Here is a 12615-nt window from a genome sequence, read left to right on the forward strand (position 1 = left end):
ATCGATGCTGCATGAGCGTGATGGTCAAGGAAAGCCCGATCAGCGAAAAAGACATGATCGCCGAGGCCGAGAAGGCGCTGGCCGACATTTCTAGGGTCCGCGACGGGGTCGGTCGCATCATCTTCGGCCAGGAAAGTGTCGTCGAACGCGCTCTGGTGGCGCTTCTGGCCGGCGGCCACGCGCTGCTGGTCGGCGTGCCGGGCCTCGCCAAGACCAAGCTGGTCGAGACGCTGGGCATCGTGCTCGGCCTCGATTCGCGCCGCATCCAATTCACCCCCGACCTGATGCCCTCGGACATTCTCGGCTCCGAGGTGATGGAGCAGGACGAATTCGGCAAGCGCTCCTTCCGCTTCATTTCCGGGCCGATCTTCGCGCAGTTGCTGATGGCCGACGAGATCAACCGCGCCTCGCCGCGCACCCAGTCGGCGCTGCTGCAGGCCATGCAGGAGTATCACGTCACCATTGCCGGTGCCCGCCACGACCTGCCCTCGCCTTTCCATGTGCTCGCGACGCAAAACCCGCTGGAACAGGAAGGCACCTATCCGCTGCCCGAGGCACAGCTCGACCGTTTTTTGATGCAGGTCGACATCCTCTATCCCGAACTCGAGGCCGAGCGCCGCATCCTTTTGGAAACCACCGGCGTCGAGGACGCGAAGGCACAGAATGTGCTGCAGCCGGCGCGGCTGAGGGATATCCAGACGCTGATCCGCCGCATGCCGGTGCCTGAAAGCGTGGTCGAGGCGATCCTGGCCCTGGTGCGCTCGGCGCGCCCCGGCCAGGGCAATGCCGAAACCGACAGGCATGTCGCCTGGGGCCCGGGTCCCCGCGCCAGCCAGGCACTGATGCTGTGCACGAGGGCGCGCGCGCTCTATGATGGGCGGCTGGCGCCGTCGGTCGACGATGTGCGTGCTCTGGCCGAGCCGGTGCTCCAGCACCGCATGGCGCTGACCTTCGCCGCCCGCGCCGAAGGCACCAGCGTGCGCGACGTGGTGGCCAAGCTCGTGAAAGGGATTTGATGGCGCGCATCGGCGAGCTCCAGGCTCCGGCAGCGACGCGCGATGCGCTCGCCCGCGGCCGGTTGCGGGCTTCGCTCGTGCCCGACTTGCTGGTCGAGGCGCGCCGCATCGTCAACACCGTGATCGCCGGCTGGCATGGCCGTCGCAAGCGCGGCATCGGCGAGAATTTCTGGCAGTTCCGGCCCTATGTCGAAGGCGATTCCTCCCGCATCGACTGGCGCCGCTCGGCCCGCGACGACCACACCTATGTACGCGACCGCGAGTGGGAGGCGGCCCATACGGTGTGGCTGTGGGCCGATCCCTCGCCGTCCATGCTCTACAAATCGACCGGTGCCGCCGTTTCCAAGCAATCGCGCGGCCTGGTGCTGGCGCTGGCCATGGCCGAGCTGCTGTCGCGCAGCGGAGAGCGCATCGCCTGGCCCGGCCTTACCGATCCGTTCACCGCCCGCAACGGCGCCGAGCGCATCGCCGCCCAGCTCATGCATGCCGGCGACTTGCCGGCCAAGCCCGATCTCTCCGGCATCCGCCGCTTCTGCGACATCGTCATCGCCAGTGATTTCCTCGACCCGGTCGAGGAAACCATGGCCTGGCTCGACGTGCTCGCCCGCCATGGCGTGCGCGCGCATTTGATTGAGGTCGCCGACCCGGCCGAGGAGACATTCCCCTATGCCGGCCGCACCGAATTCACCGACCCGGAGAGCGGCGAGAAGCTGACCGCCGGCCGCGCCGAGATGCTGGCCGATGAGTATCGCCTGCTCTATGGCGCCCGACGCCAGGAACTGGCCAGCTGGTGCAAGCGGCTCGGCTGGAGCTTCACCGTCAACCACACCGATCGGCTGGCTTCCGACGCCCTGGTACGCCTGCACATGGCGATGACCGATGGCGGTCAGCCCGGGCTGACCGCTGTTGGCCGCGCCGGCATGATCGCTGGTGGCGATCAGCCCAGGCCGATCGCTGGCGATCGCGGCGGCATGATCGCTGGTGGCGATCAGCCAGGAAAGGCCGTCGCATGAGCTGGCTGCCGCTTTCCTTTGGCGCGCCCATGCTGCTGTGGGGTCTTTTGGCGCTGCCGGTGATCTGGTGGCTGCTCAGGCTGACCCCGCCCAGGCCGCAGACCGAGGTGTTTCCGCCGCTGAAGATCCTGGCGCGCGTGCTGAAGCGCGAGGAAACCCCGCAGCAGAGCCCCTGGTGGCTGACGCTGCTCAGGCTGCTGATGGCGGCGCTCATCGTCGCCGCCCTTGCCGAACCGGTCTTCAATCCGCGCGAGAAACTGCCGGCCGAGGGCGCGGCCCTGGCGCTGGTCGTCGACAATGGCTGGGCAAGCGCCGCCGACTGGAACAAGCGCATCGCAACCGCCGAGCGGCTGATCGCCGACGCCGGTTCGAACGGCGTGCCGATCATCATCGCCTTCACCGCCGAAAAACCCAATGCCGAGATCGGCCCCTTCGATGCGGCCGCGGCGCTCGACCGCCTGCGCGCGGCAAAGCCCCGGCCGATCCCGACCGACCGACCGGCGGTCTACGCGCGCGTCGCAGCCGCCCTGGAGCGCCTGCCGGGCGCCAGCGTCGCCGTGCTGGCCGACGGCCTGGCGGCGAAGGGCGACGAGGCCGCCTTCAACACGCTTCTGTCCAAAAACGCTGCCCGGGTCGTGTGGGCCGTCGCCGACCGGATGCCGCTGACCGGCCTGACGGGCGCCGAGAACGAGGTCGACGGTTTTGCCCTCACCGCCATCCGGCCGCCCGGCGATGCGGCCCCGGCGCAAGTCACCGCCGGCGCCTTCGACGACAAGGGCCGCCGCATCGCCGATGCGACGCTGACTTTCGCACCCGGCCAATCCACCGCCACCGGCACCATGGCGGTGCCGTTCGAGCTGCGCAATGATTTCGCTTCGATCGCGCTCGATGGCGAGCGTCAGGCGGGCGCGGTGCGCGTGCTGGACGAAAGCTCCAAGCGCCGCCGCGTCGGACTCCTGTCGCAGGCCGAGGCCGACCAGGCGCAGCCGCTGCTGTCGCCGCTCTACTACATCAGGCGCGCGCTGCAGCCCTTCGCCGACCTGGTCGAACCTTCCAGCGCCGACCTGGCCGACGCCATTCCGCAGATCCTCGACCAGAAGCCGGCGATGATCGTCATGGCCGATATCGGCACCATTCCCGCACAGATCAGGCCAAGGCTAGTCGACTGGGTTGAAAAGGGCGGCACGCTGGTGCGTTTCGCCGGGTCGCGGCTGGCCGCCGCCGGCAATGACGACGACCTTCTGCCGGTGCGTCTGCGCACCGGCGAACGCTCGCTCGGCGGCGCACTGTCATGGACCACGCCGCAGCCGGTCACCGAATTCCCCAAGGCTGGCCCCTTCGCCGATCTGGCGCCGCCGACCGAGGTGACCGTTTCCAGGCAGGTGCTGGCCGAACCGACGCCCGATATCGTCGAGCGCACCTGGGCAGCGCTTGCCGACGGTACGCCGCTGGTCACCGGGCTGAAGAAGGGCAAGGGCACGCTCGTGCTGTTCCACGTCACGCCCGAAGCGACCTGGTCGAACCTGCCGATCTCCGGCAGCTTCGTCGAGATGCTGCGCCGCATCGTGCAGCTGTCGCGCAACCAGGGGGCCGCCATCGCCAATGCCGAAGCCGCCGCCACCTCGCTGGCGCCCTACCGCATGATAGCGGCCGACGGAATGCTGGTGCCGCCGACGCCGGATGCGCGCCCGCTGGTGCCGGGCGCCGGCGCTCTGCCGGTGACCTTCGAGAACCCGCCCGGCCTCTATGGCTCGGAGGCCGGCGTTTTCGCCCACAATCTGCTCGATGCGACAAGCACGCTTGCGCCGCTGGCGCGCCCGCAAATCACTGTCCCGGTCACCACAATTCAGTATGCCTTTGACGAATCGCGTAATTTGAAGGGCGCGCTGGTGGCCGCTGCGCTGGCGCTGATGGTGCTCGATACGCTGGCGGTGTTCTGGATGGGCGGCCTGTTGACGCGCAGGCCGCGCCGCGCTGCGGCCGTAACCACCATGGCGGCCATTCTGATCGGGCTCGGCGCGCTGTTCGGCCATGTCGGCCCCGCGCGCGCCGACGATGCCAAGCCTGGCGACACCGCCGCGATAGAGGACATCTCCAAGACCCGGATCGCCTATGTGCTGACCGGCGTGCCCGGCGACGATTCGATCAGTCGCGCCGGGCTCGAGGGCCTGACCCGCTTCCTCATCGAGAAGACCGCGCTCGAGCCGGGCGCGCCGGCCGGCGTCGACATCTCCAAGGACGAGCTTTCGTTCTTTCCCCTCATCTATTGGCCGATCGATCCGGCCGCAGCCATGCCCAGCCAGGCCGCGATTGCCCGTATCGATGCCTATATGCAGCAGGGCGGCACCGTGCTGTTCGACACGCGCGACCAGTTCGCCAACGGCATCGGCGCCGACTCGACCAGCCCCGCCACCGAGCGGCTGCGCGACATCCTCGGCAACCTCAACGTGCCGCCGCTGGAGCCGGTGCCGTCGGATCATGTTCTGACCAAATCCTTCTTCATCCTGCCCGAATTCCCTGGCCGCTTCGCCGGCAGCCCGCTCTGGGTCGAGGCATCGCTCGACGCCAGCAATGCCGAAAACCGGCCGGTGCGTACCGGTGACGGCGTCTCGCCGATCATGATCACCGCCAATGATTTTGCTGGCGCCTGGGCCGTCGACGAGAATGGCGACCCGCTGCTGCCGACCGTGCCCAACGACCCGATGCAGCGCATCTATGCGTTGCGCGCCGGGGTCAACATCATGATGTACATGCTGACCGGCAACTACAAATCCGACCAGGTGCACGTGCCCATATTGCTTGAACGGTTGGGCCAGTAAGATGACGCTCCTTCTTGCGCCCGCCCCGCGGATCGGCCCTCCCTGCAAGGGGGAGGGTAAGACGTGAACTGGTCGATCTCCTTCGAACCGCTGATCTCCTGGCCGCTGCTGGCCCTTGTGCTGGTGCCGCTGGCCCTGCTCGCGGCCGTCGGCCTGTGGTTTCGCCAGCGCGGCGCGGTCCTGCGCCTCGTCGCATTGCTGGCGCTCGCCGCCGCTCTCTTCAATCCGGTGTTCCTCAACGAGGAGCGCGAGCCGCAGCAAAGCGTGGTTGCCCTGATCGTCGACCGCAGCCAGAGCCAGGACATCGGTGAACGGACCAAACAGACCGACGAGGCGCTGGCCGGGCTTGAGCAGCGCCTCGGCCGCTTCAAGCAGTTCGACGTCCGCGTCGTCGAGGCCGGCAAGTCGGAAGCCGCCGAGGAACGCACGGAAACGCGGCTGTTCGGCGCGCTCGAAAACGCCTTCCGCGACGTGCCGCCCTCGCGCATCGGCGGCGCCGTCATGATCACCGATGGCGAAGTGCATGACGCACCCGCCGGCGCGCCTGATTTCAATGCCCCGCTGCACGCCTTGATCACCGGCAACGACCACGAGAAGGATCGCCGCATACGTTTCGAGAACGCGCCCCGCTTCGCCCTCGTCGGCAAGCCGCTCGATATGACCTATCGCGTCATTTCAACCAGCAACGAGACCGGGCCGGTCGATGTGCGCGTTTCGGTCAATGGCGAGCAGGTCGCGGTCGAGCATGCCACCGTCGGCCAGGCCATGCCGCTGCACGTGACCATTCCCGGCGCTGGGCGCAACATCATCGAACTCGCCATCGATCGCGAGCCGGGCGAGCTCACCGACACCAACAACCGCGCCATCGCGCTGGTCGACGGCATTCGCGAGAACCTGCGCGTGCTGCTCGTCTCCGGCGAGCCGCATGCGGGCGAGCGCACCTGGCGCAATCTGTTGAAATCCGACGCCTCGGTCGATCTCGTCCATTTCACCATCCTGCGGCCACCGGAGAAGCAGGACGGCACGCCGATCAACGAATTGTCGCTGATCGCCTTCCCGACGCGGGAACTGTTCGTCGAGAAGATCAAGGATTTCGACCTGATCATCTTCGACCGCTACCAGCACCGCGACGTGCTGCCGATCCTCTATTACGACTACATCTCCGAATATGTCGAAAAAGGCGGCGCGCTGCTGATTGCGGCCGGACCCGAATATGCCGGTGAAAGCTCGATCGCGCGCACGCCGCTGATGTCGGCGCTGCCGGCGATGCCGACCGGCGAGGTCGTCGACAAGGCGTTCTACCCACGCCTCACCGACATCGGCCAGCGCCATCCGGTGACGCGCGGTCTCGACGGTTCTGCCAGCGAGCCGCCGCACTGGAGCCGCTGGTTCCGCACCATAGGCGTGCAGAATCCCGAAGGCGAGGTGGTGATGAAGGGGGCCGACAACCGGCCGCTGCTCCTGCTCGACCGCAAGGGAGAAGGCCGCGTCGGCATGCTTCTGTCCGACCAGGGCTGGCTGTGGGCGCGCGGCTTCGAAGGCGGCGGCCCGCATGTCCAGCTCTACCGCCGCATCGCCCACTGGCTGATGAAGGAGCCAGAGCTCGAGGAGGAACGGCTGACCGCCGACGGGCGCGGCATGGTGCTGGAAATTCGCCGCCAGACCATGGCCGACGATCCCGGCCCGGCCCAGATCATTACGCCCTCCGGCAAGACCATCACCGTCAAGCTCGAGAAATCCGAACCCGGTGTCTTCCTGGGCAGCGCCCAGACCTCCGAGATCGGCCTTTACCAGGTCGGCAATGGCGACCTTACCGCGCTCGCCCATGTCGGGCCGGTCAACGCACCCGAATTCGCCGACGTCGTTTCCACGCAGGACCGGCTGAAGGCTCCCGCCGAAGCCACCGGCGGCAGCGTTCGCAGGCTTGCGGGATCGACCCTGGGAGGCGGCGACGTGACCTTGCCCTCGATCGTCCCCGTACGGTCCTCGGGAGAAGCGTCCGGCGCCGACTGGATCGGCCTGCGCACCACCGACGACAGCGTGCTCAAGGCGGTCTCGCGCGTGCCGCTGTTCAGCGGCTTCCTCGGCCTCGGCCTGCTGCTGCTGGCGATGGGTTCGATGTGGTACCGCGAGGGACGATAGGAGCATTTTCCCTCCTCCCCTTGTGGGAGAAGGTAAGAAACCTGCTCTACTCCTCCGGCTCCGTCGTGAACATTAGCGGATAGCCCTTGGCCTTGCCGGCGTCGGTGGCCCGTGTCGCCTTTGTCTCGGCGACGTCCTTGGTGAAGACGGCGACGACGCAGACGCCGCGCCGATGCGCCGTGATCATCACCCGATGCGCCTGGTCTTCGCTGAGCTTGAACTCGCCCTTCAGCACCGTCACCACGAATTCACGCGGCGTGAAATCGTCATTGAGCAGGATGACCTTGTAGAGCTTCGGCCGCTCAGTCTTGGGTAGGGTCTGCGTACGGGGTTTTGTCGTGATTTCAGGCATGGGAACCGGCAATTGCGCGAGCCTCGGCTACGCCCCTATTTTCGCACGGGCGAAAGCGAGCGTCCAATCACAGAGCTATGTGGGAAATGTGGCCCGCGGTTCAACGGCCCTGGCGGCCGAAGCCGCGCCGGGAGGGCAAGTTTCCGGCCGCATCCGACCGGCGTTCCATCCAGGATGCGACCGGCCAGGCGACGACGCAGATCAGCGTCACGCTGAAAAGTGCAATGAGCAGCCAGGTCTGCGCGGGCGTGATGTAATCCCAGTCGGTGGAAATCACAGGCGCGAACAGTGACGGCTCGGTGCGGCCGCTGGCCGGATCCGGCACGGGACTGGCGGTGAGCAGGATCATAAGCCGGGCGGCGCCGGTGGCGACCAGGCCGCCGAACACGATCGAGCGCAGAATGGACGAAAGCCGCCTCTTCATGCGGATTGTCCTACGGCGCCGGCCTTGCAATCGGGTTAAGGCCGATCGAGACAAAACCGCCGGCGCCGGCTTCGGCCACATCGTTCGGACCTGTCCGTTCGCTTCACTGCCGATACACGGCCTTCGGCTTTTTCGGACAGGAAGAAGGCCGCTCCAGCAAAACGCGACTGGAGCGGCCTTGTCATAAGGCAGGCAGTGTGCCCGACCTGGATTAAGCCTTCGGAGCGACCTTCTTGTCGGTCTTCTTGACAGTCTTCTTCGCCTTCTTGTGCTTCTTGGCAACGACCTTCTTCACCGGAGGCTTGGCGGTCGTGGTCGCCGGAGCGGTGGTCGTCGAGGAAGCAGCCGGAGCGGCGGTCGTGGTGGCAGCGGCGTTGCCGAGAGCCGGCATGGCGAAGGCGAGAGCAACGGCGAGACCGGTGGCGGAGAGGATGGACTTTTTCATGGCTTCATTTCCTTTTCATGCGGGTCGGGTTTCGAGTGTCACTGAACCGGGTCGTTCGGTGTCACCCCCAGCAACTTCAAAGCGTTGGCGAGCATCCGGATACCCTGTGCCTGTTTCTTGGCGGCGCAGTACCGGTTGCCCTTTCTCTGAAGTGCCTTTGCCGCGGTGACCTGCGTTGCCGTGGCATGGGTTTCGAGGGCTTCATCGAATTGGTGGCTGAGATTGGCACACCGCTCGGTCCGGGTGGTGGGCGTCACTTTTGCATCCGATTGTCCAGCAGCGGCTGTGACGAGCGAAATGCCCATCAACGCACCCAACAAACTGATCGACAACCTTGGCATCGGTTAATCCGTGAACCCGGAGACTTGCGTCGCGGCCAAATGACCTGACCGCCACGGCACCGTTATGCCGGCCTAGTTTTTCAGGAGTTTTTCCCGATTATAGAATTTTGTTTCTGGATTGTGTCTGTGCGCCCCGGCGGGAGGCCTCCAGCGCATTCGGTGTGGAGATTGCCAGATTTACCTTGCCTTGAAATCCAAGGCACTGGCCAACATATGGCCCGAATTCTATCGTGTGGGTGGCCGCCTGCCGGCTTGGCAGGTCAACGAAGACAGGATCCCCGTGAAATCCGACGCACACATACTGATCGTCGACGACGACAAGGGCATTCGCGACCTGCTGCAGGAGTTCTTCCAGAAGCGCGGCCTGCACACATCGGTTGCCGCCGACGGCACCGAGATGGAAACGATCCTGCGCCGTGCACAGGTCGATCTCATCGTGCTCGACGTCATGCTGCCCGGCAGGAGCGGGCTGGAACTGTGCCGTGACGTCCGGGCCCAGTATTCGACGCCGATCATCATGTTGACCGCCGTCACCGAGACGACAGACCGCGTGGTTGGCCTCGAGATGGGCGCCGACGACTATGTGCCCAAACCTTTCGACCCCCGCGAATTGCTGGCCCGCATACGCGCCGTGCTGCGGCGCAACGGTGCCCCCGAGCCCAAACGCGTCACATCGAAGCAGATCTACCGCTTCGCCGGCTGGACGATGGATTGTTCGCGGCGCCGGCTGACCGCGCCCGACGATGTCAGGGTCGAACTGACCATGGCGGAGTTCAATCTGTTGCAGACCTTCGTCAAGAGCGCACAGCGCGTGCTGACCCGCGACCAGCTCATCGAACTCTCCGGCGGCGATAGCGATTATTCCTTCGACCGCAGCATCGACATCCTGGTCAGCCGGCTGCGGCGCAAGATGGAAGATGACCCCAAGACGCCCAAGCTGATCCTGACGGTGCGCAGCGGCGGCTATCAGTTCCTCCCCGAAACGACTTCCGAATGAGACGTTTCCTGCCGCAGACCCTGCCTGTGTGGGTGCTGCTGATCGTCATTGCCGGCCTGCTGATCAGTCAGGTCGCGACGCTCTACATCGTGTCGCGCGACCGCGCGGCCGCCAATGACGTGGTCGATCTCTACCGCCTCAACGACCGCGCCTATTCGCTGGTGCAGCTGATGCACGCCGCCACGCCCGAGGAGCGCAAGGCGACCGCATCCGGCCTGTTCAACGCCACCTACGCTCTCACGGTTTCAGACACCCCGGCGGTCACCTCGTCGATCGCCGGCGACGATGAACTCGCCGAGCTGGAAGACATTCTCGTTGGACGGCTGTCGAAGTTCGGCGTCACCGACGCGCGCGTCCGGCGCGATCCGGCGACGCAGGAATCCGACAGCCCCGGCGGCGAGGTCATGAACAGGGACGTCGGCCAGGTGGAACGCGACCTCCTGGTGCTGGCGGCGAATTTCGCCCAGAGCGACAAGCTGACCGCCTCGCTGCGCTTCGCCGACGGCCAATGGCTGAACTTCACCGAGCCGATCACGCCGGTCGGCCCGATCCTGAGCTTCGACAGCCTGCCGCTCTATTCGCTGATTGCGGGGCTGGTGGTGATCATGTCGATCTGGTCGCTGCGCCGGCTGACCGCGCCCTACCGAATGATGGAAACCGCCGTGAACCGGATCGGCAATGACCTCAAGAGCCCGCCGATCGCCGAAAGCGGCAGCCGCGAGGTGCGCGCCGCCGCCAAGGCGATCAACGCCATGCAGGCGAGACTGCGTGAATATGTCGAGGACCGTGAGCACCTGGCCGCCGCGCTGGCGCACGACCTGCGCACGCCGATGACCAGGATGCGGCTGCGCCTGGAGCTGTTGCGCAAGTCGGCGGTTCGCGAGGCGCTGGCGCACGATCTCGCCGATGTCGAGAGCATCGCCAGCTCGGTGATCGACTTCGCCACTTTCGAGGTGAACGAGGAAAAGAGCGAGCGCATCGACTTCTGGTCGCTGGTGGAATCGATCGCCGACGGCTACACCGAGGTCTCCTTCGACAATGACGATACGCGCTCGCGCGGCCTGATCTGCATGGCGCGGCCGGTCGCGCTCAAGCGCTGCATCACCAACCTTGTGCAAAATGCAGTTACCTACGGCAAGAAGGCGCATCTCAGCCTGTACCGGTCGGGCGACATGATCACGCTGGCCATACGCGACGAAGGGCCGGGCATTCCGCAAGCCCAGATCGACGCCGTGTTCGGATCTTTCGTACGCCTGGAGCAGTCCCGCAACCGCCAGACCGGCGGCCTCGGCCTCGGCCTCACCATCGCCCGCAACATCGCCCGTGCCGCCGGCGGCGAGATCCGCCTGTCCAACCATCCGGACGGCGGCCTGCTGACGGAATTGAGGCTGCCGCTGGCGACTTAAGCCGCTGAACGATCGTCCAATGAGTGTCATTGTGAAGGAAAATTTGGTCCCTTGACATATCCGGTTTTATTCAGAGGTCGCCCCAACACTCTTTCGATAAGCCCAGCTCCTATCATCTTTTGAAAAATTCTTTTAACAGTGTTCTCAGATCCGATGAAGCAAATTGATCTCGCAACTGCGTTGTTTATTTCATCGTTTCCTCTAAGATAGTCGACAATTATCTGCTCCGGTGTTCCCAATTTCTCATGTCGAAGCGTTACCAAGACACCGTTTTCCTTCTGCTCTATAACGGGGTCTTTTAATTTTAGATTTCTCATCGCTTCAAACGCGGTATTCAACCCTTCTCCGACACCCTTATTGGGCGGGTTCCGGAATTTATTTAGCAACCTGACGACTTTTGGATTTCTAGCCGCGCGTTCATCAAGTATGTTCTTAACAGTAACATGAGCTGGAAGAGTGCCTGGACTTTGCACCTCAATTCTATTGTCAAATATTCTTACGTGAACATCGTCGTTTATGCTATAGTCCCTATGAATAGCTGAGTTTGTCACAACTTCATGAATCGCCTCGGTAGGGTATTCTATCTTTTCCAACCCCTCCAAACCAAGCAGCGGTATCTCTTCCGTTATTCTCTTTATTTGCGCCACAGCCTCATAAATTTGTCTGTAAATATTGCCTTCAATTGAGATTGGATCAAAAGCAAGTGTAGCTCGCGTTCCGGATTCATCAGTAGTCTTGTATCTATAGATCTTTATAGAAGCCTTTGGCAAATCCGTTTGCGGCTCATCGTCGAAAAGCAAGACTCCGGCAACAACCGGCTTGTCCTGGACTATCAATTTCTGCTTACGAAGCCAAGTTTCCGGCTCGGCCGCAGGCACCGTCTCCAGCATAAATTCGATTATCGCCGCAGAATTTGTTATCCCGGACAAATCAGTAGATATCGTTCGATCTTCGAAGCTTGATATCCCTTTATTGAGTCGAAGCCTTTCAATCTTTTCCTCGGTATCTTGACGTAAGTTCTGAGCTCCTCGACGAAGATAGACGGAGCCATCGCTAGACTTTCTGATATCCGGCGTTTTATCGATCTCAACCTGAAGGAGAAGTCCTGGAAGATCATCACATTTCAAAAAAGCGCATCGAGAAACCGCCCCAATAGGGAAACACTCTTCAATTGTTTGGAGGTGGGCATTTGCAGACTCCTCGTTGGCAAAACCGCCCCACGAAAATCCGCTCGACCCCAAATCGTCCACTCCAACAAAGACTTCGCCTCCGTCTGCATTCGCGAATGCCGACAGCGTCTTTGTTAATTTCCCCGGCGAAATTCCAATCGCCTTCATATCACAGAATTGACCTTCTGTGCGATCCAAAATTAGTTTCGCCTGCTCCTGCGAGATATCAATAACCTCTACAGCCAAAATAACTTCCCTCTCCAGAAAAATTCTATTGACCAAAGCAAATTGTCTACATTCAACATAGCAAGCTGGCAACTTGATGCCAACGCTCATCCGTCGTCATCTGCGTGGTCCTCCACGGAAATCGGCCACGAATGACAAAGGGTGGTTCATACAGGCGAGCCCTAAGCGACTGCAGCGTATGTAGCCTGAGTTACCTGGCATAGCGATGTGCTCTGCCCCGGTCGCACATTGAGAAAACAACATAC

Annotated in this window: 11 protein-coding genes; 6 read left to right on the forward strand and 5 right to left on the reverse strand. The window is 63.5% G+C overall.

Annotated features, from left to right (window positions below; translation table 11 throughout):
- Positions 1-11: 11 nt before the first annotated feature.
- The 4 genes from FJ867_RS18845 to FJ867_RS18860 all read left to right on the forward strand — a co-directional run bounded on the left by FJ867_RS18845 (position 12) and on the right by FJ867_RS18860 (position 6990).
- Positions 12-1016, forward strand: a complete 1005-nt coding sequence (locus FJ867_RS18845; protein WP_140496049.1) for a MoxR family ATPase — start codon at positions 12-14, stop codon at positions 1014-1016.
- Positions 1016-2029, forward strand: coding sequence for a DUF58 domain-containing protein (locus FJ867_RS18850; protein ID WP_140496050.1), 1014 nt, complete (start codon positions 1016-1018; stop codon positions 2027-2029). The genes FJ867_RS18845 and FJ867_RS18850 overlap by 1 nt, the downstream gene beginning before the upstream one ends.
- Positions 2026-4848, forward strand: coding sequence for a DUF4159 domain-containing protein (locus FJ867_RS18855; RefSeq protein ID WP_140666060.1), 2823 nt, complete (start codon positions 2026-2028; stop codon positions 4846-4848). Before FJ867_RS18850 ends, FJ867_RS18855 begins: the two co-directional genes overlap by 4 nt.
- A gap of 63 nt (positions 4849-4911) precedes the next feature.
- Positions 4912-6990, forward strand: a complete 2079-nt coding sequence (locus tag FJ867_RS18860; protein ID WP_140818200.1) for a hypothetical protein — start codon at positions 4912-4914, stop codon at positions 6988-6990.
- 46 nt (positions 6991-7036) lie between these two features.
- On the opposite strand, the gene clpS is transcribed toward FJ867_RS18860, so the two are convergent.
- The 4 genes from clpS to FJ867_RS18880 all read right to left on the reverse strand — a co-directional run bounded on the left by clpS (position 7037) and on the right by FJ867_RS18880 (position 8552).
- Positions 7037-7342: an ATP-dependent Clp protease adapter ClpS gene (gene clpS, locus FJ867_RS18865; protein ID WP_140496053.1), complete on the reverse strand. Its 306-nt coding sequence runs from the start codon at positions 7340-7342 to the stop codon at positions 7037-7039.
- 100 nt (positions 7343-7442) lie between these two features.
- A complete protein-coding gene (locus FJ867_RS18870; RefSeq protein WP_140556112.1) occupies positions 7443-7766 on the reverse strand; it encodes a hypothetical protein in 324 nt (107 codons plus the stop codon).
- A gap of 211 nt (positions 7767-7977) precedes the next feature.
- The gene (locus tag FJ867_RS18875) at positions 7978-8211 is read right to left on the reverse strand and encodes a hypothetical protein (protein WP_140496055.1); all 234 of its coding nucleotides are present in this window, start codon (positions 8209-8211) and stop codon (positions 7978-7980) included.
- 38 nt (positions 8212-8249) lie between these two features.
- Positions 8250-8552, reverse strand: coding sequence for a hypothetical protein (locus tag FJ867_RS18880; protein WP_140556114.1), 303 nt, complete (start codon positions 8550-8552; stop codon positions 8250-8252).
- 280 nt (positions 8553-8832) lie between these two features.
- On the opposite strand from FJ867_RS18880, the gene FJ867_RS18885 reads away from it, so the two are divergent.
- A complete protein-coding gene (locus FJ867_RS18885) occupies positions 8833-9549 on the forward strand; it encodes a response regulator transcription factor (RefSeq protein ID WP_140496057.1) in 717 nt (238 codons plus the stop codon).
- Positions 9546-10955, forward strand: coding sequence for an ATP-binding protein (locus FJ867_RS18890; RefSeq protein WP_140818202.1), 1410 nt, complete (start codon positions 9546-9548; stop codon positions 10953-10955). Before FJ867_RS18885 ends, FJ867_RS18890 begins: the two co-directional genes overlap by 4 nt.
- 26 nt (positions 10956-10981) lie before the next feature.
- Here FJ867_RS18890 and FJ867_RS18895 read toward each other — a convergent pair whose 3' ends face one another.
- Complete coding sequence (locus FJ867_RS18895; RefSeq protein WP_210242315.1) at positions 10982-12460, reverse strand: ATP-binding protein; 1479 nt, start codon at positions 12458-12460, stop codon at positions 10982-10984.
- Positions 12461-12615: the final 155 nt, after the last annotated feature.

Origin of the sequence: Mesorhizobium sp. B2-5-3 (genome assembly GCF_006441005.1) — a bacterium.
Classification (GTDB): Bacteria; Pseudomonadota; Alphaproteobacteria; order Rhizobiales; family Rhizobiaceae; genus Mesorhizobium.

Excerpts from the sequence above, each read along its gene's own strand:
- FJ867_RS18880 (WP_140556114.1), bottom strand. The coding sequence starts at position 8,552 with ATGCCAAGGTTGTCGATCAGTTTGTTGGGTGCGTTGATGGGCATTTCG.
- clpS (WP_140496053.1), bottom strand. The coding sequence starts at position 7,342 with ATGCCTGAAATCACGACAAAACCCCGTACGCAGACCCTACCCAAGACT.
- FJ867_RS18845 (WP_140496049.1), top strand. The coding sequence starts at position 12 with ATGAGCGTGATGGTCAAGGAAAGCCCGATCAGCGAAAAAGACATGATC.
- FJ867_RS18895 (WP_210242315.1), bottom strand. The coding sequence starts at position 12,460 with ATGAGCGTTGGCATCAAGTTGCCAGCTTGCTATGTTGAATGTAGACAA.
- FJ867_RS18850 (WP_140496050.1), top strand. The coding sequence starts at position 1,016 with ATGGCGCGCATCGGCGAGCTCCAGGCTCCGGCAGCGACGCGCGATGCG.
- FJ867_RS18890 (WP_140818202.1), top strand. The coding sequence starts at position 9,546 with ATGAGACGTTTCCTGCCGCAGACCCTGCCTGTGTGGGTGCTGCTGATC.
- FJ867_RS18855 (WP_140666060.1), top strand. The coding sequence starts at position 2,026 with ATGAGCTGGCTGCCGCTTTCCTTTGGCGCGCCCATGCTGCTGTGGGGT.
- FJ867_RS18870 (WP_140556112.1), bottom strand. The coding sequence starts at position 7,766 with ATGAAGAGGCGGCTTTCGTCCATTCTGCGCTCGATCGTGTTCGGCGGC.
- FJ867_RS18875 (WP_140496055.1), bottom strand. The coding sequence starts at position 8,211 with ATGAAAAAGTCCATCCTCTCCGCCACCGGTCTCGCCGTTGCTCTCGCC.